This is a genomic window from Rhodococcus sp. MTM3W5.2, from assembly GCF_001984015.1.
Classification (GTDB): Bacteria; Actinomycetota; Actinomycetes; order Mycobacteriales; family Mycobacteriaceae; genus Rhodococcus_G; species Rhodococcus_G oryzae.
Window position 1 is genome coordinate 894,383 of sequence record NZ_CP019572.1, and the last position, 19,421, is coordinate 913,803.

20 protein-coding genes and 4 pseudogenes are annotated in these 19,421 nt (G+C 69.8%); 14 read left to right on the forward strand and 10 right to left on the reverse strand.

Annotated features, from left to right (window positions below; genetic code table 11):
• The first annotated feature begins 125 nt into the window (after positions 1-125).
• From BTZ20_RS04235 to BTZ20_RS04255, 5 genes are read left to right on the forward strand one after another with little or no spacing between them, the layout of a single operon-like run.
• A complete protein-coding gene (locus BTZ20_RS04235) occupies positions 126-980 on the forward strand; it encodes an ABC transporter permease (protein WP_083742513.1) in 855 nt (284 codons plus the stop codon).
• Complete coding sequence (locus tag BTZ20_RS04240; protein WP_077040499.1) at positions 977-2,023, forward strand: ABC transporter substrate-binding protein; 1,047 nt, start codon at positions 977-979, stop codon at positions 2,021-2,023. The genes BTZ20_RS04235 and BTZ20_RS04240 overlap by 4 nt, the downstream gene beginning before the upstream one ends.
• The gene (locus tag BTZ20_RS04245) at positions 2,010-2,792 is read left to right on the forward strand and encodes an ABC transporter ATP-binding protein (RefSeq protein WP_077040500.1); all 783 of its coding nucleotides are present in this window, start codon (positions 2,010-2,012) and stop codon (positions 2,790-2,792) included. Before BTZ20_RS04240 ends, BTZ20_RS04245 begins: the two co-directional genes overlap by 14 nt.
• Positions 2,793-2,823: 31 nt before the next feature.
• Positions 2,824-3,234 (forward strand): rhodanese-like domain-containing protein, encoded by a 411-nt coding sequence (locus BTZ20_RS04250; protein ID WP_077040501.1) that lies wholly within the window; start codon positions 2,824-2,826, stop codon positions 3,232-3,234.
• Complete coding sequence (locus tag BTZ20_RS04255) at positions 3,231-4,454, forward strand: O-succinylhomoserine sulfhydrylase (protein ID WP_077043475.1); 1,224 nt, start codon at positions 3,231-3,233, stop codon at positions 4,452-4,454. Before BTZ20_RS04250 ends, BTZ20_RS04255 begins: the two co-directional genes overlap by 4 nt.
• A 99-nt stretch (positions 4,455-4,553) precedes the next feature.
• On the opposite strand, the gene BTZ20_RS26560 is transcribed toward BTZ20_RS04255, so the two are convergent.
• The 3 genes and pseudogenes from BTZ20_RS26560 to BTZ20_RS04270 form a co-directional block, all read right to left on the reverse strand.
• Positions 4,554-5,249 (reverse strand): hypothetical protein, encoded by a 696-nt coding sequence (locus tag BTZ20_RS26560; protein WP_145982206.1) that lies wholly within the window; start codon positions 5,247-5,249, stop codon positions 4,554-4,556.
• A pseudogene (locus BTZ20_RS04265) lies at positions 5,246-5,898 on the reverse strand (LuxR C-terminal-related transcriptional regulator). The gene BTZ20_RS26560 and the pseudogene BTZ20_RS04265 overlap by 4 nt, the downstream one beginning before the upstream one ends.
• Entirely contained in the window at positions 5,889-7,175 is a 1,287-nt protein-coding gene (locus BTZ20_RS04270; RefSeq protein ID WP_189636588.1) for a sensor histidine kinase, read from the reverse strand. Before BTZ20_RS04270 ends, BTZ20_RS04265 begins: the two are co-directional and overlap by 10 nt.
• 163 nt (positions 7,176-7,338) lie before the next feature.
• On the opposite strand from BTZ20_RS04270, the gene BTZ20_RS04275 reads away from it, so the two are divergent.
• Positions 7,339-7,977: a DedA family protein gene (locus tag BTZ20_RS04275; RefSeq protein ID WP_077040503.1), complete on the forward strand. Its 639-nt coding sequence runs from the start codon at positions 7,339-7,341 to the stop codon at positions 7,975-7,977.
• Between the two features lie 9 nt (positions 7,978-7,986).
• On the opposite strand, the gene BTZ20_RS04280 is transcribed toward BTZ20_RS04275, so the two are convergent.
• Both BTZ20_RS04280 and BTZ20_RS04285 read right to left on the reverse strand, forming a co-directional pair.
• Positions 7,987-8,745 carry an HAD-IIA family hydrolase gene (locus tag BTZ20_RS04280; RefSeq protein ID WP_077043477.1) on the reverse strand — a complete coding sequence of 253 codons (759 nt, stop codon included), beginning with the start codon at positions 8,743-8,745 and terminating at the stop codon, positions 7,987-7,989.
• 97 nt (positions 8,746-8,842) lie between these two features.
• Positions 8,843-9,270: pseudogene (locus BTZ20_RS04285) on the reverse strand (C40 family peptidase).
• Between BTZ20_RS04285 and BTZ20_RS27685 the strand changes: the two are divergent.
• The 3 genes from BTZ20_RS27685 to fgd all read left to right on the forward strand — a co-directional run bounded on the left by BTZ20_RS27685 (position 9,158) and on the right by fgd (position 10,996).
• On the forward strand, positions 9,158-9,418 hold the full coding sequence (locus BTZ20_RS27685; RefSeq protein ID WP_223263893.1) for a hypothetical protein: 261 nt from the start codon (positions 9,158-9,160) through the stop codon (positions 9,416-9,418). The pseudogene BTZ20_RS04285 and the gene BTZ20_RS27685 overlap by 113 nt on opposite strands.
• A 128-nt stretch (positions 9,419-9,546) precedes the next feature.
• Entirely contained in the window at positions 9,547-9,888 is a 342-nt protein-coding gene (locus BTZ20_RS04290) for a YidH family protein (RefSeq protein ID WP_077040504.1), read from the forward strand.
• Positions 9,889-9,988: 100 nt separating this feature from the next.
• Positions 9,989-10,996, forward strand: a complete 1,008-nt coding sequence (fgd, locus tag BTZ20_RS04295) for a glucose-6-phosphate dehydrogenase (coenzyme-F420) (RefSeq protein WP_077040505.1) — start codon at positions 9,989-9,991, stop codon at positions 10,994-10,996.
• Positions 10,997-11,070: 74 nt separating this feature from the next.
• Here the strand turns inward: fgd and BTZ20_RS04300 are convergent.
• A pseudogene (locus tag BTZ20_RS04300) lies at positions 11,071-11,678 on the reverse strand (glyoxalase).
• A 189-nt stretch (positions 11,679-11,867) separates the two neighbouring features.
• Between BTZ20_RS04300 and BTZ20_RS04305 the strand changes: the two are divergent.
• Positions 11,868-12,470 carry a suppressor of fused domain protein gene (locus tag BTZ20_RS04305; RefSeq protein ID WP_077040506.1) on the forward strand — a complete coding sequence of 201 codons (603 nt, stop codon included), beginning with the start codon at positions 11,868-11,870 and terminating at the stop codon, positions 12,468-12,470.
• Here the strand turns inward: BTZ20_RS04305 and BTZ20_RS04310 are convergent.
• Complete coding sequence (locus BTZ20_RS04310; protein ID WP_077040507.1) at positions 12,401-13,354, reverse strand: LysR family transcriptional regulator; 954 nt, start codon at positions 13,352-13,354, stop codon at positions 12,401-12,403. The two genes, BTZ20_RS04305 and BTZ20_RS04310, sit on opposite strands and share 70 nt — an antisense overlap.
• Positions 13,355-13,470: 116 nt before the next feature.
• Here BTZ20_RS04310 and BTZ20_RS04315 point away from each other — a divergent pair.
• Positions 13,471-13,829 (forward strand): annotated as a pseudogene (locus BTZ20_RS04315) (YybH family protein).
• Positions 13,830-13,834: 5 nt separating this feature from the next.
• On the opposite strand, the gene BTZ20_RS26130 reads toward BTZ20_RS04315, so the two are convergent.
• Genes BTZ20_RS26130 through BTZ20_RS26565 form a run of 3 tightly spaced genes read right to left on the reverse strand, consistent with a single transcriptional unit; the run spans position 13,835 to position 14,767 of the window.
• Positions 13,835-14,233, reverse strand: a complete 399-nt coding sequence (locus BTZ20_RS26130) for a hypothetical protein (protein ID WP_083742516.1) — start codon at positions 14,231-14,233, stop codon at positions 13,835-13,837.
• Complete coding sequence (locus BTZ20_RS26135; protein WP_145982207.1) at positions 14,209-14,451, reverse strand: hypothetical protein; 243 nt, start codon at positions 14,449-14,451, stop codon at positions 14,209-14,211. Before BTZ20_RS26135 ends, BTZ20_RS26130 begins: the two co-directional genes overlap by 25 nt.
• Positions 14,438-14,767: a hypothetical protein gene (locus BTZ20_RS26565; protein ID WP_077040508.1), complete on the reverse strand. Its 330-nt coding sequence runs from the start codon at positions 14,765-14,767 to the stop codon at positions 14,438-14,440. Before BTZ20_RS26565 ends, BTZ20_RS26135 begins: the two co-directional genes overlap by 14 nt.
• 677 nt (positions 14,768-15,444) lie before the next feature.
• Here BTZ20_RS26565 and pta point away from each other — a divergent pair.
• The 3 genes from pta (at position 15,445) to BTZ20_RS04340 (ending at position 19,417) form a co-directional block, all read left to right on the forward strand.
• Positions 15,445-17,613: a phosphate acetyltransferase gene (pta, locus tag BTZ20_RS04330; RefSeq protein ID WP_083742888.1), complete on the forward strand. Its 2,169-nt coding sequence runs from the start codon at positions 15,445-15,447 to the stop codon at positions 17,611-17,613.
• Complete coding sequence (locus BTZ20_RS04335) at positions 17,549-18,754, forward strand: acetate kinase (protein ID WP_223263628.1); 1,206 nt, start codon at positions 17,549-17,551, stop codon at positions 18,752-18,754. Before pta ends, BTZ20_RS04335 begins: the two co-directional genes overlap by 65 nt.
• A gap of 66 nt (positions 18,755-18,820) precedes the next feature.
• The gene (locus BTZ20_RS04340; RefSeq protein ID WP_077040510.1) at positions 18,821-19,417 is read left to right on the forward strand and encodes a dihydrofolate reductase family protein; all 597 of its coding nucleotides are present in this window, start codon (positions 18,821-18,823) and stop codon (positions 19,415-19,417) included.
• The last annotated feature ends 4 nt before the right edge of the window (positions 19,418-19,421 follow it).

A 19,421-nucleotide genomic window follows, 5' to 3' on the forward strand; every position in this document is an offset into this window, starting at 1 on the left:
TTGGGGGGTCACAACTGTTGCTTGTGTCCCTCACTACGGGATCGGGTGGCGTGTGCGCAATCCTGCCGATCAGGCTGAGTGAAACCATTGTCCGGGCATAGCGCTCGCGGATAGACATTGCGCTCGTGTCTGCAGTGATCGACATCGACCCCGATGTCACAGCCCCGGTCGTCCCGGCCGTCCGCGTCGGTCGCCGGGACCGGGCGAGCCGATTCGGCCTGCCCGTGCTCTCGGTGCTGGTCTTCCTCGGGCTCTGGCAGGTCGCCGCCGCCAGCGGGATCTGGAACGAGGTCTTCGTCCCCTACCCGCGCACCGTGTGGAACGCCGCCGTCGACGCCTCCACCACCCACGACGGGGTCCGCGGCTACCAGGGTTACCTGCTCGCCGAGCACCTGTACATGACGCTGCGCCGCGTATTCGCGGGCGTCGTGATCGGTGTCGCCGCGGGCGTCGCGCTCGGGCTGGCGATGGGCACCGTGGGCTGGGTGAGGCACGTGCTCGAACCCTGGCTGACGTTCCTGCGGGCGTTGCCGCCGCTGGCCTACTTCTTCCTGCTGGTGATCTGGCTGGGAATCGACGAGGCGCCCAAGATCGCGCTGCTGGCACTCGCGGCGCTGCCTCCTGCGGCCGTGGCGACCACGACGGCCGTGCTCGCGGCACCGGTCACGCTGATCGAGGCGGCGCGGGCGCTCGGTGCCGGCCGAGCCCAGGTGATCCGCGACGTCGTGGTGCCCGCTGCGTTACCCGAGACCTTCACCGGTGTCCGGCTGGCTGTCGGGATCGCCTACTCCTCGGTGGTCGCGGCCGAACTCTTCAACGGAATCCCCGGTATCGGCGGGATGGTCAAGGACGCCTCGAACTACAACAACACCCCCGTCGTGCTCGTTGGCATCTTCGCGATCGGGTTTTCCGGTTTGGTCATCGACGCCCTGCTGCGCGCCGTCGAACGGCGCGCGGTCCCATGGAGAGGAAAGATATGAAGCACACCCGACGTCCCGTGCGGGCGCTGCTTGCGGCCGTCGCGGCAGGAGCCCTCGCGCTGACCGCGGCAGCCTGCTCGGTCGAAGCGGCGGGACAGGATGACAGCAAGCCCACCATTCGCGTTGCCTACCAGACGTTTCCGAGCGGCGACCTGGTCGTCAAGAACCAGGGGTGGTTGGAGGAGGCGCTGCCCGACTACAACGTGAAGTGGACCAAGTTCGACTCCGGCGCGGACGTGAACACCGCCTTCGTCGCGGGCGAACTCGACTTCGGCGCGCTCGGGTCGAGCCCGGTGGCCAGGGGGTTGTCGGCGCCGCTGAACATCCCGTACCAGGTGGCGTTCGTGCTGGACGTGGCAGGCGACAACGAGGCCCTTGTCGCGCGCAACGGCACCGGCATCGAGACCGTCTCGGACCTGCGCGGCAAGAAGGTCGGCACCGCATTCGCGTCCACCGCGCACTTCAGCCTCCTGGCCGCGCTGAACCAGGCCGGGCTGTCCGGATCCGAAGTGCAGTTGGTGGATCTGCAGCCGCAGGCCTCGCTCGCGGCGTGGCAGCGCGGCGACGTCGACGCCGTCTACACCTGGCTGCCGACCCTCGATGAGGTGAGGAAGGACGGCAAGACGCTGATAACCAGCAGGGAGCTGGCCACGGCGGGCAAGCCGACCCTCGACCTCGGCGTCGTGTCCGCCTCCTTCGCGGCCGAGCACGCGGAGGTCGTGGACGCCTGGCGCGCCGCCCAGGCCCGCGCGCTGACCACCATCGCCGACGACCCCGCCACCGCGGCGAAGGCCGTGGCAGCGGAGATCGGCATCAGCGAGCAGGACGCGGCCGGCCAGCTCCGTCAGGGCGTGTTCCTCCGGCCGGCGGCGCTGTCCTCGCCGGAATGGCTGGGCGCCGAGGGCGCACCGGGCAACCTGGCGAACAACCTGCACAGCGCGGCGCAGTTCCTCGCCGAGCAGAAGCAGATCGCGAGCGCGCCCGACCTGGCGACCTTCCAGCGGGCGCTGTACGTGAAGGGCCTTCCCGGTGCCATCCAGTGACGAGGCGGCCATCCGGCTGCGGGAGGTCACCCACGCCTACGGCGCCGGGGCGGCGGCGGTCACCGCGGTCGGCCCGGTCTCGCTGGACGTCCCGGCGGGGGAGTTCCTGGTGCTCGTGGGTGCCTCAGGGTGCGGGAAGAGCACACTGCTGCGACTGATCGCCGGCTTCGAGGCGGCCACCGCGGGCGCGGTCCGGGTCGCGGGGGAGGATCCCACGCCTGGGGTGACCTCGAGCGTGGTGTTCCAGCAGCCGCGGCTGTTCCCGTGGAAGAGCGTCGGCGGCAACATCGATGTCGCGCTCAAGTACGCGCGGGTGCCGCGGCAGGACAGGGAGGCTCGGCGCGAGGACCTGCTGGCACGGGTCGGCCTGGACGGGATGGCGGACCGACAGATCTGGGAGATCTCCGGCGGCCAGCAACAGCGGGTGGCGATCGCCCGTGCCCTCGCCGCGCCGACACCGCTGCTGCTGCTCGACGAGCCGTTCGCCGCGCTGGACGCGCTGACCCGCGAACGGCTGCAGGAGGATCTGCGGACGGTGAGCGCGGCCACGGCACGCACCAGCGTGTTCGTCACGCACAGCGCCGAGGAGGCCGTCTTCCTGGGTTCGCGGATCGTGGTTCTGACCCGCGGCCCTGGCCGCGTCGCGCTCGACCTGACGGTGGATCTGCCCCGCTCCGGGGTGCCGGCGGAGGAGCTGAGGGGCTCCGCCGAGTACGCGGCGCTGCGGGCCGAGGTCGGCCGCGCGGTCAAGCTGGCCGCCGCAGCGTGAACGGATTCTCGGGCTGTGAAAAACTGATGCCATGACCTACGCAGGCGACATCACCCCGCAGCAGGCATGGGACCTGCTGCGCGAGCATCCCGAGGCGGTCCTCGTCGATGTCCGCACCGACGCCGAGTGGAAGTTCGTGGGTGTTCCCGACACCTCTGACCTCGGTAAACGTCCGGTGTTCATCGAGTGGGTGAGCGTGCGAGGGGCCAGAAACGACAACTTCGTCGACCATCTCAAGGAGGCCGGCATAACCGGCGAGCGCCCCGTGGTGTTCCTGTGCAGGTCAGGTCAGCGCTCCATCGGTGCGGCCGAGGCCGCGACCGCGGCCGGGATCGGGCCGTCGTACAACGTCCTCGACGGCTTCGAGGGCGGCATCGACGCGGACGGCCACCGCGGGGCGGCCGGCTGGCGCGCGCTCGGACTCCCGTGGCGGCAGTCGTGAGTGGCATCCCGCAGGGCGGGGCCTTCCACCGCGAGCTCCCGCCGGACGTCGGGCTCGGCACGCTCGGCGTGCGCGGCGGCATCATGCGCACCGGGTTCGAGGAGACCTCCGAGGCGCTGTTCCTCAACTCCGGCTTCGTCTACGAGTCGGCCGGCGCGGCCGAGCAGGCGTTCACCGGGGAGGTCGACCACTTCGTCTACTCCCGGTATGGCAACCCGACCGTGAAGATGTTCGAGGAGCGGCTGCGCCTGATCGAGGGCGCGGAGGCCTGCTTCGCCACCTCGAGCGGCATGTCCGCGGTGTTCACGGCGCTCGGCGCGCTGCTCGGCGCGGGCGACCGGCTGGTCGCGGCGCGCAGCCTGTTCGGCTCGTGCTTCGTGGTGTGCAACGAGATCCTGCCGCGCTGGGGCGTGGAGACGGTCTTCGTCGACGGTGAGGACCTCGAGCAGTGGGAGCAGGCGCTGTCGGTGCCGACCACCGCGGTGTTCTTCGAGACCCCGTCGAACCCGATGCAGTCGCTCGTGGACGTCCCGCGGGTCTCGGAGCTTGCTCATGCGGCGGGCGCAAAGGTGGTGCTGGACAACGTCTTCGCCACCCCGCTGCTGCAGCGCAGCCTCGATCTGGGCGCGGACATCGTGGTGTACTCCGGCACCAAGCACATCGACGGCCAGGGCCGGGTGCTGGGCGGCGCGATCCTCGGGCCCAAGGACTACATCGAGGGGCCGGTGCAGAACCTGATGCGGCACACCGGTCCCGCGCTGAGCCCGTTCAACGCGTGGACGTTGCTCAAGGGGCTCGAGACCATGCCGGTGCGGGTGCGGCACTCGGTCGACTCGGCGCTCCAGATCGCCCGGTTCCTCGAGGGGCACAAGTCGGTGCGCTGGGTGAAGTACCCGTATCTGGAGTCGCATCCGCAGCACGATCTGGCCAAGCGGCAGATGAGCGGCGGCGGCACCGTGGTCACGTTCGAGCTCGACGCGCCGGACGGCGAGGCCAAGAAGCGGGCCTTCGAGGTGCTCGACGCGCTGCGGGTGATCGACATCTCGAACAACCTCGGTGACGCCAAGTCACTGATCACCCACCCGGCCACCACCACGCACCGTGCGATGGGCCCGGAAGGCCGTGCGGCCGTGGGGCTCACCGACGGCGTGGTACGGCTGTCCGTTGGGCTCGAGGACACCGCCGACCTGCTGTCGGATCTGGAACGGGCTCTGGGCTGAGCGGCGCCCGCTAGTCGTTGGGGAACACCGCCACCGCCCCGGCTGAGGACTCGATCCGGACCAGGTGCGGGCTGGCGGGGTCCTCGGCAACGGCGGTGGTCACCGCGGTTGCGTCGCGGACGGTCGTCTCCAGGTGGTAGGCGACATCACCGGGTAACCCGATCTCGATGTCGCCGATGGTGTTTCGCACATCGACGGAATCGGGTGGGGTATCCACGTCGATTCGAATGCTGCCGTAGGTGGTGCGGGCGGACAGTTCGGGTGCCGCAATCGCCCCGATCTCGACTTCCCCTCGGCGGTCTGCGCCCGGACGGGACCGTGGTGCCGCCGTATTGTGACGTCACCGGTGGTGGTGGTTGCCGTCACGGCACCATGCAGGTCCGTCATCGTGATCGATCCGGCGAGGCCCTCCGCCGTCACGTCGGCCCGTGACGGGACCGCTACGGTGACGCCGAGCGAGCATCTCCAGAACTGGCCCTCGGGGCACACGATGTCCACCGCAGCACCGGATTCGCCGACCGTGACCACCGGCGGACCACCGCGATAGGTGCCCGAGGCCGACACGTGCAGGCGGTCATCAGGGCTGGGTGAGATGGTGAGGTCGACCCCACCGGCTGGTGCCCGGACCGTCAGTGTGCCGGAGGCATCGCCGGACGCGGTGTGGGAGAACTCGTGCTGGCTTGGCACCCCGAACAAGTACGCAAGGGTTGCGGACGCCGCGCCGCCTGCCCCGACCGCGACGGCGGTCGCGCAGGCGATCGCGGCGATCCGGCGGGAGGGCGCGAGCCTGTTCATGTCGCTCCTAGGTAGCGCAGGACGGCCAGGACGCGCCGATGGTCGGCGGCGTCGTGGTGGAGGCCGAGCTTGCCGAAGATATTGCCGATGTGCTTTTCGACAGCGGCGTGCCCGATCACGAGCGTGGCGGCGATTCCGGCGTTCGACTGCCCCTGTGCCATCGCGGTGAGCACCTCGCGTTCGCGCGGGTCAGTGTGTCGAGCGAGTCGTTACGCGGCGTGCGTGCAAGGAGTTGTTGAACCACATCGGGGTCGATGACGGTGCCGCCCGCCGCCACCCTCTCAACGGCATCGATGAAGTCCGCCACGTCGGCAACCCGATCCTTCAGCAGATAGCCGACACCGTCGATGCGGTCACGGAGGAGCTCGGACGCATAGCGTTCCTCGACGTACTGCGAGAGCACCAGGACCCCGACCCGCGGCCACCGCTCGCGGATCACCAACGCCGCTCGCAGCCCCTCGTCGAGGAAAGTCGGCGGCATCCGCACGTCCACGACGCACACCTCCGGTGGCGCCTCGGCGTCGCCGACGGCGCGCAGCAGGGCCTCGGCGTCGCCGACGCTCGCGGTGATCGTCGCGCCGCTGTCGGCGAGGAGACGGCCGATGCCCTCGCGCAGCAACACCGAATCATCGGCCAGCATCACCCGCACGGGACCTCCACGAGGAGTCGGGTCGGCCCACCGGCCGGACTCTCCACCCGCAGGGTGCCGTCCACCCCGCTGAGCCGGTCGGCCAGGCCCGCGAGTCCGCCGCTGGGCAGGATCTGCGCGCCGCCGTCGCCGTCGTCGTCGACGGTGACCCGGATCGCGGACCCGACACGTTTGACGGCGACGGCCGCGCGGGTGGCGTTGGCGTGCTTGCTCACGTTGGTCAGGGCCTCCGAGACGAGAAAGTAGATGTTGGACTCGAGTGCGGCCGACGGTCTTCCCACTCCGGCCAGCTCCGCGGCGACGTCGATGTCGACGGGAACCGCACACAGCGTCGCCACCGAGGACAGCGCAGCATCGAGTCCCCTGTCGGTGAGGATCGGCGGATGCAGTCCACGAGTCAGTGCGCGGATCTCGCCGATGGCGTTCTTCGTTTCCCGGTGGGCGTCGTCGAGCAGCGTGCGAAGCGTCTCGTCCTCGGAAGCCGCCACGCGGGATCGTGCCTGCCCCAGGGAGATTGACACCGACACCAATCGCTGCTGTGCGCCGTCGTGGAGGTCGCGCTCGATGCGCCGTCGGTCCGCCTCGGCGGCATCGATCACCCTGGCGCGGGACTCGGTCAGCTGCGCCATGCGTTCCTGGGTGGTCGAGGCGCCCAACAGCATTCGGGTGCACCACCAATCGGCCCGAGCAAGGGAGGACACGAGCAGCGGGGTGAGCAGCATCAGCCATATCGCGCCGACAGCGCTGACAGCGCCGACGGCCAACAACGCCGGCAGTCCAACAAAGTGCTCTCGCAGCTCGGAATCCCGAGGGTCAGTGAGCAGCCACGCGACGGGAGCCAGTGTCAGGGTCAGGGGTGCGGTGAACATGGCGGCGACCACGATCGGAAGCAGGACTCCCAGTGGGATTCGCAGGAACCAGTAGGCGAGCGAACGCCACAGTGCCGGGTCGCGGGCTGCCGCGACGAACCGGGCCCGCCGGGTGGGACCGCCGGGACGGTCGGGCTCGGCGATTCGACCGCCGCCGAGGAATCGGACCGCGGCCCGTTGGGCCGCGTCGGCGCCCCGGACCGCCGGAATGGTGCAGGCGAACACGAGGACTCCGAGCAAGGCCATCGGCAGGGTGAGTGCGGCGGCGGCGAGGAGGGTGATCAACAGCATGCCGACGATTCCGGAGAGCGCGGCGGACAGCAGTGAGAGCACGGCCAGCCACCAGTCGACGCTGAGCCAGGCGCGCAGCGGGCTGCGGCGGATCGGCAACGAACCGGGTGCGGTCACAGCGCTGCCTCTCGTGGTCGGTTCGATGCTTCGATCCCACCATAGGGCCGCGCACGACCGGGGTCTGGCGGGCGGGCCCACGAGCCCTGGTAGGGAAATCCATACCAGGAGTTCGTGGGCGTTCCAGGCAGATTCGGGGGCGGCGCTCGGACAGGCTGGTTCCATGGACATTCCCGACCTGCCGTCGATGGTGACCGGTCTCGGCCGCATGCTCGACGTGGACAACCTGACGTTCGCGCCCGCGCCGCTGCTGTTCGTGGTCGTGGCGGTGTTGTTGGTGGTCGAGTCGGGTTACCTGATCGGACTCGTGTTGCCGGGAAACAGCATTCCGCTGACCCTCGGAATGCTGGTGGCGAGTGGCGCGGTCCACGCGGTCCACGCGGTGGTCGTGGTGGCGGTATCGTCGTGCGCGGGCGCCCAGCTGGCTTTCGCTCGGGCGCGTCGGCACGGGACATGCGTCCTCCCCCAAGTACTCGGCCGCCCGCTGCCTGACCGGGTCGCGGCCTGGCAGCGGTGGCTGCATGAGCAGTCGGGTTCGAGACCGCGTTCGATCGCCGTTTGCGGTCACATGATCGGCGGGGTTCGGACGCTGGCGCCTCGCGTCTTGGCCGGAACACGTCTTCGCCGAAGCGATTTCACTATGGTGAGCGTTGCCGCAGCCACCCTGTGGGCGATCGCCCTTGTCTCGGTGGGCTCGATCGTCGGCGACAACGAGGTACTGCGGACCGCCTACGGTTTTGCGTGGATTCCAGTGGTGCTCGTCGCGGTGGGGAGCCGGCTTCGCGATAGGTCGCGGCTCTGAGCCGCGGCGTCAGAAGGGGTTTGCCGTCCGCCCGACGAGGTCGGCCACCGACTCGATGACCCGTGTCGGCCGGTACGGGAACATCTCGACCGATGCGCGGGTGGAGATGCCGGTGAGCACGAGGATGGTCTGCAAGCCGGCCTCGAGGCCGGAGACGACGTCGGTGTCCATCCGGTCGCCGATCATCAGGGTGTGTTCGGAGTGCGCGCCGATCGCCCGCAGCGCCGAGCGCATCATCAACGGGTTCGGCTTGCCGACGTAGTACGGCTCCCGCCCGGTTGCCCTGGTGATCAGCGCCGCCACCGACCCCGTCGCGGGCAGCGAACCCTCGCGCGAGGGGCCGGTCGCGTCCGGGTTGGTGGCGAGGAACCGGGCGCCGCGCTCGATCAACCGGATCGCGGTGGTGATCGCCTCGAACGAGTAGGTGCGGGTCTCGCCCAGCACCACGTAGTCCGGATCCCGATCTGTGAGCACATACCCGATGTCGTGCAGCGCGGTCGTGAGCCCGGACTCGCCGACCACATACGCGCTGCCGTTCGGGCGCTGGGTGCGCAGGAAGGTCGCCGTGGCCAGAGCCGAGGTCCAGATCGCCTCCTCGGGGATGTCGAGGCCGGTCTGCACGAGGCGGGCGCGCAGGTCGCGGGGCGTGCGGATCGAGTTGTTGGTCAGCACCACGAACGGGGTGCCGGCCTCCTGCAGTTCGGCCAGGAACTCGTCGGCCCCCGGTATCAGGTGGTCCTCGTGGACGAGGACGCCGTCCATGTCCATGAGGTAGGTCCAGCCGGTGGTCTGCTCGTCGGTGGTCACGGGTCAATTGTGACCTGTGCGCGCCTCTCCCGTGTTTGTCGCTGAGTCCGAACGGTCGTCAGAATCGGCGGACCTGGTTGATCGGAGGCAGTTCGGACAACGGGGTCAATCCGATCGGCACGCCGGCTCCGTAGGCATTGAAGACCTGCCCGAAGCCCGCGTAGATGCCGACGTGGTCGTTCGCGGTGCGGAACGTGATGATGTCGCCGGGCGCCATCGCCCATGCGGGGACGGAGTTGCCGGCCCACGCCTGCTGCTGGCTGACCCGCGGCAGCTGCACCCCGGCCTGCCGAAACGCCCACTGGGTCAGGCCCGAGCAGTCCCAGGCGTTGGGGCCGGTGCCGCCCAGAGGTAGGGCTTCCCGGTCTGGGTGGTGGCCGCAGCCAGCGCGATGAGACCCGCGGGGCTCGGGACGGGCAGGGCGAACTCGGAGCTGCCCGCGCTCCCCGAGCTGCCCGCGCTCCCGGAGCTGCCGGGCTGGGCCAGGGCCGGTGCGACGGGCAATGTCACGAGGCAGGCCACCAGCGCGGTCCCGGCGAGAGCCCTGCGTAGGTACTTCCCGGATCTGCCGTTCGTTGTCGATGGGGTCACGGAAATGTCCTCCTCGGTGGGGCACCTGGGAATGGATCTCTGACACCTTGGATCACAGAACAGTCGCGGAGTGTTACAGGTCACTGCATAGTGTGGCCCACAGCGCAACAGTCCGGGGGCGAACCGGCGCGGATTCGACGCCTGTACGCCGGCCGGTGCGAAGATCACCCCGTGGCGGAAATCGAGCGGCCCGATGAGCGGTTCACCCTGGCGAGCGAGCGGACGTTCCTGGCGTGGATGCGGACCTCGCTCGGATTCCTGGCCGGTGGCATCGCGATGGTCCACCTGGTGCCCGACTTCAGCACCGGGTGGGTGCGCACCCTGCTCGGGCTCGTCCTGATCCTGCTGTCCGTGGCGGCCTCGCTCGTCGGCATGCGACGCTGGCTGCAGGTCCGGCACGCGCTCGAGCGCGGAGCGCCGATGCCCGAGGCCAGGGAGTTGTGGCTGTTCGCGGTCGCCGTGTCGCTGGTCGCGGGGTTCACCGTGGTGGTGACGGTGATCGGCGCGCTCTGAGTGGGCGGCGCCGAGGCGAACCCGACCCCCGTGGCGGGCCGAGAATGTCCCGTGCATAGTGAGTCTCGGTTGTGACGGGTAGCACTCGCTAGGAGGAACGGTGGCTCTCAAGCTCGGGTACAAGGCTTCTGCGGAGCAGTTCGGGCCGCGTGAGTTGGTGGAGCTCGCTGTGCTGGCCGAAGCGCACGGGATGGACTCGGCCACGGTGTCGGATCATTTTCAGCCGTGGCGGCACAACGGCGGGCACGCACCGTTTTCTCTCTCTTGGATGACCGCGGTCGGTGAGCGCACCACCACGCTGCAGCTGGGCACCTCGGTGATGACGCCGACCTTCCGCTATAACCCGGCGGTCGTGGCTCAGGCGTTCGCGACGATGGGCTGCCTGTACCCGGGTCGCATCATGCTCGGTGTCGGTACCGGTGAGGCTCTCAACGAGATCGCCACCGGTTATCAGGGTGAGTGGCCGGAGTTCAAGGAGCGGTTCGCGCGGCTGCGGGAGTCGGTGCAGTTGATGCGTCAGCTGTGGACCGGTGAGCGGGTCGATTTCGAGGGCGAGTACTACCGCACTGTGGGCGCCTCGATCTACGACGTCCCCGAGGGCGGCATCCCCGTGTACATCGCGGCGGGCGGCCCGGTGGTCGCCCGGTACGCGGGCCGTGCGGGTGACGGCTTCATCTGCACCTCGGGCAAGGGCATGGACCTCTACACCGAGAAGCTGATGCCCGCGGTCGCCGAGGGTGCGGAGAAGGTCGGGCGCGACGTCGCCGAGATCGACAAGATGATCGAGATCAAGATCTCCTACGACACCGATCCCGAGCTGGCGCTGGAGAACACCCGGTTCTGGGCGCCGCTGTCGCTGACGCCCGAGCAGAAGCACTCCATCGAGGACCCGATCGAGATGGAGGCGGCGGCGGATGCGTTGCCGATCGAGCAGGTTGCCAAGCGGTGGATCGTGGCCTCCGATCCCGACGAGGCGGTCGAGCAGGTCAAGCAGTACACCGACGCGGGTCTGAACCACCTGGTGTTCCACGCCCCCGGCCACGACCAGCGCCGGTTCCTGGAGCTGTTCGAGCGCGACCTCGCGCCGCGGCTGCGTGCGCTGGGCTGAGTCGGCCTGTTGCCGGGTCCGCCTGCCACTGGGTGCAGTGGCAGGCGCATCCCATCCGGCGGCTTGCGTTTGCGTCAGGCTCGTTCCCATGCGAATCCGTCGGGGTCGGTGAAGGTTCCGGCGTCACTGCCGATGACGATCCGGTGCGATCCGGTGCCATCAGGGGAGACGCCGGCATCCTTGGCTGCGGCACGGCGTCCGTAGAGCGCCAGCCGGACGGGCGACCCCGGGGTGGCGAACTCGACATACTTGCTGCCGAAGCTCTTCGCCACGGACAGCCCGCGGTCGACGTAGGACTGCTTGCTCGCCTTGACGTCCTCGACTCCCAGCAACAGCACGACGTCGTCGACCTCACGGGTGACCGGGGCGGTGTCCTTCTTCTTCGACGTCGCGACCTTCCAGATCGCGCCGTCCGGGGCCTGGACCACGCCGCCGTACCCCAGAGGCTCTTCTTGGCCGGCTTCAGCGCAGTGAAGCCGGCGTCGAGTGCGGTGCCGATGAGGCTGTCGACGGTGCTCGGCTGGGCCACCACGAGCGACATGAAGAATCCGCGAAAGCCGGTCGTCGGTGTCTCGGAGGCGCGGACCCTCACCAAGTCGCCCAAACCGAAGGCGGCGGTGTAGGAGGCCTCGGCGGCCTTGGGGTCGGGAACTTCGAGGGTGATGAGGTCGATGGAGGTCATGGCAGTCCTTCGGTGAGATGGGTTGGTCGAGGTGAATCGGATGTGCTAACACCATCTCCCGTAGCGGGGTCCGTCCACATCCGTGGCGACCACGGAACCGCCCACTGATCGGGGCACGGATCGGCGGGCGCTCACCCAGCAGGCGTCCGAGCCGACCTGCGTCCAATCGCCGCACTAGGCTTGCCCGTCATGGATGCCAGCGACGAGGTCATGGAAGCAGCACGCCGCATCGGGGCGGTGTTCGGCGGGCTGCCGCAGGTGCTGCGATTCCGGGCCGCGGTCGATGCGGACACCGACGGCGAGACCCCGGACGAGGTGTCGATCGCGGTCGGGGACGGTTGCCCGGGGCCGGGTTACGCCTCGTACGCGACGCTGGACATGTCTCGCTTCCCGACGAATGTCACCACCGACGACGGCCGGCCGATCCGCACCGAGCTGGTCACGGTCGGCCGCGCCGACTACCGCGCGCTGGCCGACGTGCTGGCGCAGTGCGCCTTCGCGGTGGCGTCCGGCTCGTTCCACCTGACGCCGAACTGCATCATCCCGAACGCGATCCGCGAGGTGGACCCGGCGCGGTCGATGAAGCACCTGCTCCTGGTGGTGCCGTTCATCTGGCCGGACCTGGAGATCCTGGTCGACACCGAGGAGAGCGTCGACACGTGGCTGCAGGCGGTGCCGATCAGCGACAGCGAGCTCGAGTTCTCGGCCGCCAACGGGACCGATCAGCTCTTCCTGCGGCTCGAGGCGGCAGGCGCGGACGTGTCGGACATCGATCGCGCGCCGGTGTTCTGACGCGCGGGCAGGCTCAGCCGGGCGTGCGCGACCAGCGCCGCGGCCGCCGAACTGGCCGGGCCGTCCGAGCGCCAGGCGAGCGCGATTCGGCCGCGCAATCCGGGCCGGGTGATGGTGACGGCCCGCAGCGCGCTCGCGTGCGCGTCCGCGACCGTCGTCGGCAGGACGGCCACCCCGAGCCCGCGCGCCGCCAGCCGTGCCAGGACGTTCGGGTCGCTCGCCTCGAACGCGACGCGGGGTGTGAATCCGGCTCGGGCGCAGGCGTTGTCGAGGGCCGTGCGGAGGCCGGTGCCGCGGGGCAGGGCGATCAGTTCGCGGTCGCACAGCGCCTCGAGCGTGATGGTGTCGCGGGCGGCAATGGGGTCGCCCGGCGGGGCAGCGGCGACGAACGGCTCGTCCACGAGGACGTGAACGGACACCCCCGGTGGCGGCGGTCCGGCCAGCCCGACGAGCGCGACGTCGAGCCTGCCCTCGCGCAGCGCGCCGAGTAGCCGCTCGGAGGTGTCCTCCGAGAGCGAGATGCCCACGCCGGGGTGCTCGGTGTGGAAGCCGGCCAGCATGTCCGCAACGGTGACCGTCGGGCCCGCGGTGACCATCCCGACCGACACGTGCCCACGAATCAGTCCGGCCAGCTCGTCGACGGCGGCCCGCGCCCCGGCCACCGCGGCCAGGGCCGCCCTGGCGTGGGGGAGCACCGCCTCGCCCGCGGCGGTCGGCCGGATTGCGCGGCCCGAGCGGTCCAGCAGTTCCTGTCCGAGTTCGCGTTCGAGCCGGCGGACCTGTGCGCTGACGCCCGGCTGGGCGACGTGCACCCGCTCTGCGGCCCGGGTGAAATTCGCCTCCTCGACCACCGCGACGAAGTACTCCAATTGGCGAAGTTCCATAACCAGAGATTCTAGCTACGAGACAAACCAGTTCTTGGACTTATCGTAGCGGTGCTCGCAGGATGGAGTGGTCAGGCACATCAGCTCCGCACGGAGCGAGAACAAGGGAGATCGCGATGACCGCCGTACGCGAAAAGGCAACCACTCCAGAGGATCTGGCCCGGATGTTCGTCGAACGGGCCAATGCGGGCGACGCGGCCGGGATTGCCGAGCTGTACGAGCCCGATGCCGTGCTGGCCTTCCCCCGGGCAGCGAGACCGTGGGACGGGAGGCGATCCGCGCCGTCATCGAGCAACTCCTGGCGAACCGGCCGCACTTCGAGGTCGAGGAGCCGATGCCGACTGTGCGCAGCGGGGATCTGGCGATGACCTCCACCCGGCCCGCGGACGACACCGGCGGTCGGGTGCAGGTGGTGCGGCGTCAGCCGGACGGGAGCTGGTTGCGGGTCATGGACCGCCCGGAGGCCCGCGCCTGAGCGGCTCATGGACGACATTCAGGCCGCGGATCGACCGGAATCATGATCGGTGGCCGCACCTCGCGCCGCACGGAGTACTCGGCCTCCCCGTGCAGCAGCTTCTCGCCGCCGGGAACGGACAGGTCCACGGCCAGCGCGCCGGCCTCACAGTCGATGGAATCGATGGCCCCGAGCCGCACCGCGACCGCCGTCTCGCACATGCCGAAGGCGATCCGCAGGTCGAAACCGACCCGGGCGACCTCGGTGCCGTCGATGAGCAGCGCGACCTCGGGACGATGCTCGGAGATGACGCGGTAGGGATCGACCAGCATCACCACCTCCTCGCGACCGGGCGTGGCCGCGGTGACGCGCGCGGCCTCGGCGAGGGCACGGTACTTCTTCAGGCCGGCCAGCAGCAGGGGCATGGGTCCTGATCGAGGAAGCGCAACGCGGTGGACAGGATGCGGCTGTCGATCAGCCGCAGCGCCGAGCGTGGGACCGCGCGGGTGGTGGTGACCCGGCCCGGGGTCATCCCTGTCGGCGGCAGGTGCGGCTTCATGCGCGAGGTCAGGGCGTCGTCGGACTGCTGCCCGAACACGGTGGCGCGCAGGGTCGATCTGGTCACGATCTCAGTTCTGGTCACGGTCGTTCTCCTCGATGAACTGGTGGCCGGCGTCTTTCAGGGGCTCGAGGCGCACGGCATGACCGTGCATCTGCCCCGGCGGTGGTTCGACCGCGACGACGGGAGGCGCCGGCTTCGGCTGGGTGTCCACGTGCTCGGTCGGCCACCGCCGGGCTTGTCGGGTCCGCACCGCGACCCCGGCGCCCGCGACCGCGGCGAGGGAGGTCAATCCGACCGCGGCGATCAGGGCGACCTGCGGGGAGTCGGCCGAGCCGGGCGTGGCGGGTGTGTCGTTCTCGTCGGTGGTCGACGGACCTCGATCGGGCGAGACAGTCACGCGTGGATCGGGCTGCCCCGTGGTCACGGGTCCTCCCGCCGGCGCACCGGTCGGGACCCGTATCAGTGTCGACGGACCCTGCTGCGAGCCGGCGTCGTGGGTGCTCGGCGAGGTTCCCCTGGTGCCCGTGACGTCCTGCGATGCACGGCCCGGCTGTCCGGGGTCCGGTTGTCCGGGGGCGGGCGGCGCAGGGGGCGCAGGGGGCGCAGGTGGCGGTTCGGGCGCGGGTGGGACCGGGGGTGGTTCGGGTGCGGGTGGGACCGGTGGCAACGGGGGTGGTTCGGGTGGGACCGGTGGCAATGGGGGTGGTTCGGGTACGGGTGGGACCGGCGGCAGAGGTGGCAGATTAAGGTCGCCTTGCCCCGGCACATCGGGCAATTCGGGGAGGGCTCGCACCGGCAGAGCGGCTGACTGCGCAGGAGCCGCCTCGGACCCGGGCGCGGTGAGGGTGAACACCACTGCGACGGCCACGCCTGCGAGCACGGACGCCATCGACCGGGATGTGGTTCGCATCGACACTCATCCCCTGGGGCCAGATCACATGATCGGGCCTGAGAACGACTTTGCCACCGGCCACCGGCCCGGGCACGCGTAGTCGACTACCCGAGTCCGGCGCGCCCGCGGCGAGTGGCTGTGGCCGACGGCGGACCGCGATCCGCACCATTAGGGTGGACGCCATGGCATCCGCGGAGTCGGCAGTCTCGAGCATCTACATCGCCTCCCCCGAGGGCGATACCGGGAAATCGACCATCGCGCTCGGGGTGCTGCAGATGCTCAGCGGCTCTGCCGCCCGGGTCGGGGTGTTCCGGCCGATCGCGCGCTCCACCGATGAACCGGACTACATCCTGGAACTGCTGCTCGACCACACGTCGGCGGATCTCAGCTACGAGCAGTGCCTCGGCGTCACCTACGAGCAGGTGCACGCCGATCCGGAGCTGGCGCTCAGCGAGATCGTCTCGCGTTACCACGATGTCGCGGAACAGTGCGACGCCGTGGTGATCATCGGCAGCGACTACACGGACGTCGCCAGCCCGAGCGAGCTGAGCTACAACGCCCGGATCGCGGTGAACCTGGATGCGCCTGTGCTGCTGGCGCTCCGCGGGTCGGGCCGGACCCCCGACGAGGTGTTGCAGCTGGCCCAGATCTGCGCGGCCGAGCTGCGCGCCCAGCACGCCCACCTGGTGGGCATCGTCGCGAACCGCTGCGACCCCGCCCGGCTCGGCGAGGTGACGACGGCGCTGGAGCCGATGGCGGTGCCCGCATGGACCCTGCCCGAGATCCCGCTGCTGGTCGCTCCGACCATGGGTGAGCTGCTGACCGCGGTCGACGGGGAGCTGTACAGCGGGGATCCCGAGTTGCTCCAGCGCGAGGCGCTGCGCGTGATGGTCGGCGGGATGACCGCCGAGCACATCCTCGAGCGGCTCTCGGAGGGCGTGGTGGTGATCGCGCCGGGTGATCGGTCCGACGTGCTGCTCGCGATGGTCAATGCCCATGAGGCGGAAGGTTTTCCGTCGCTCGCCGGGATCATCATGAACGGCGGCATCGCGCCGCACCCCGCCATCGCAAAGCTCGTCGCCGGCCTCAAGCCGCGCTTGCCGATCCTGACCACCGACCTCGGGACATTCGACACCGCCAGCGCGGCCGCGCAGGCCAGGGGACGTGTCGGTGTCGGTTCGCAGCGCAAGGTGGACACCGCGCTGAGCCTGATGGAGCAGCGTGTGAACGCGGCCGACCTGCTCGCCCGCCTCGAGGTCGCCAGGCCCGAGGTGGTGACCCCGCAGATGTTCGAGTACCAGTTGATCGAACGGGCAAGGGCGGACCGCAAGCACATCGTGCTGCCGGAGGGGGACGACGACCGGATCCTGCGGGCGGCAGGACGGTTGTTGCAGCGCAAGGTCGCCGACCTGACCATCCTCGGGGAGGAGGGCCCGGTGCGCAGGCGCGCCGCGGAGCTCGGCGTCGACCTGAGCGCGGCCACGGTGCTCGACCCGACCAACTGCGAGTACACCGACCAGTTCGCGCAGGAGTACGCCCGGCTGCGCGCGCACAAGGGGATGACCGTCGACCGCGCCCGCGAGGTGATGGCCGACATCTCCTACTTCGGAACGATGATGGTGCAGTTGGGGATCGCGGACGGCATGGTCTCCGGTGCCGCGCACACCACCGCGCACACGATCCGGCCGTCCTTCGAGATCATCAAGACCGCGCCCGGTGTCTCGACCGTCTCGAGCATCTTCCTGATGTGTCTGGCCGACCGGGTGCTGGCCTACGGCGACTGCGCGGTCGTGCCGGACCCGACCTCGGAGCAGCTGGCGGACATCGCGATCTCCTCCTCGCAGACCGCGGCCCAGTTCGGCATCGACCCGCTGATCGCGATGCTGTCGTACTCGACCGGCGACTCGGGCTCGGGTGCGGAGGTGGACAAGGTCCGCGAGGCGACGGTCCTGGTCCGCGAACGGCGGCCGGACCTGTTGGTGGAGGGGCCGATCCAGTACGATGCGGCCATCGAGCCGACGGTGGCGAGCACGAAGCTGCCCGATTCGAAGGTGGCTGGGCGGGCGACGGTGTTCGTGTTCCCCGATCTGAACACCGGGAACAACACGTACAAGGCGGTGCAGCGCAGCGCGGGGGCGGTCGCGGTCGGCCCGGTCCTGCAGGGCCTGAGGAAACCGGTCAACGACCTGTCCCGCGGCGCGCTGATCCAGGACATCGTCAACACGGTCGCCATCACGGCCATCCAGGCGCAGGGCGTCGCAGAGGGGATCAGCTGTGAACGGTCCGGTGCTGGTAATCAATTCGGGTTCGTCCTCGATCAAGTACCAGCTGATCGACCCCGACGGCGGTGAGGCCATCGCCTCGGGGCTCGTCGAACGGATCGGCGAGCCGGACGGGGTCATCGGGCACCGGCAGCGCGGCACAGACAGCGAGCATCGCGGTCCGATCGCCGACCACGCGGAGGGCCTGCAGCTGGCCTTCGCGATGTTCGCGGAGGCGGGCATGGATCTGACAACCGCGGGCATCGCCGCTGTCGGTCACCGCGTGGTGCACGGCGGCGAGGTGTTCTACCGGCCGACCCGGATCACGGCGGACGTGATCGCCGAGATCTCCCGGCTGTCCGCGCTTGCCCCGCTGCACAATCCGGCGAACGTGGTCGGCATCGAGAGTGCGATGCGGGTGTTCCCCGACGTCCCACACGTCGCGGTCTTCGACACCGCCTTCTTTCACACGCTGCCCGCGGAGGCCCGGACCTACGCCATCGACGCCCAGGTGGCTGCGGCACACGGGGTGCGCCGCTACGGATTCCATGGCACCTCGCACGAGTACGTCTCAGGCCGGGTGGCCGAGGTGCTCGGCCGGGACAACGCCGAGCTCAACCAGATCGTGCTGCACCTGGGCAACGGGGCCTCGGCCTCGGCCATCGCGGGTGGCAGGGCCATGGACACCTCGATGGGGCTGACCCCGCTCGAGGGGCTGGTGATGGGCACCCGCAGCGGCGACATCGATCCGGGCATCGTGATGCACCTGCGGCGCAGCGCGGACCTGGACGTGGACGCCATCGACGACCTGCTCAATCGCGGGTCCGGACTCAAGGGTCTGTGCGGGGTCAACGACTTTCGTGAGCTCCGCCGTCTCATCGCGGAGGGTGACGAGGCGGCCCGGCTCGCCTACGACGTCTACATCCACCGGCTGCGCAAATACATCGGCGCATACCTGGTGACCCTGGGCAGGGTCGACGCCATCGCGTTCACCGCCGGGGTGGGGGAGAACGCGGTGGAGGTCCGTGCGGATGCGCTCGCCGGTCTCGAGTCGCTCGGAATCGAGATCGACCTCGAGCGCAACGCGGCGAAAGACCGTTCCGCCCGGGTGATCTCGACGGACTCTTCGCGGGTCGCGGTGCTGGTGGTGCCGACAAACGAGGAGTTGGCCATCGCCAGGGCCGCGCGCCGCTTCGCCCCGGATGGCGCGGGCGAGCAAGGGCAGCGATGATTTTCGAGCGGCTCGCGGGTCTACATCCCTGAAAGCCCGAACAACAACCGAAGAGGAGCGAGTCCCATGCGCATCGTTATCAGCGAGTTCATCAGCTTGGATGGCGTCGTGCAGGCACCGGGTGGACCCGAGGAGGACACCGACGGTGGTTTCGCGCACGGTGGCTGGTCGCACCCGTACTTCGACCCGGAGGTGGTCGGCGGTGCGTTCGATGATGCGTTGAGCAAGGCCGAGGCATTGCTGTTCGGGCGCCGGACGTGGCAGACGATGGCGGGGGCGTGGCCCGAGCGGGCGGGTGACCCGTTCGCCGACAAGATGAACGCCATCGCGAAGTACGTCGTGTCCGACTCCCTTGGCGAGGGCGAGCTGACGTGGGAGAACACCACGCGGATCACCGGCGACGAGGCCGTTGCCCGTATTCGGGAGCTGCGCGCGGCCGAGGGTGGCGACCTGGTGGTCATGGGCAGCCCCACCCTGGTGCGCACCCTCCTGCAGGAGGGCCTGGTCGACGAGCTCCGGCTCATGGTCATGCCGGTGCTGCTCGGTGGCGGGAAGACGATCTTCCCCGACGGCGGCAAGCTGAACAGCCTCGAGTTGGTCTCCACCGCCATCAGCCCCGCGGGTGTGCACGTCTGCACCTACCGGCCGGTCAGCGAGGGCTAGACCC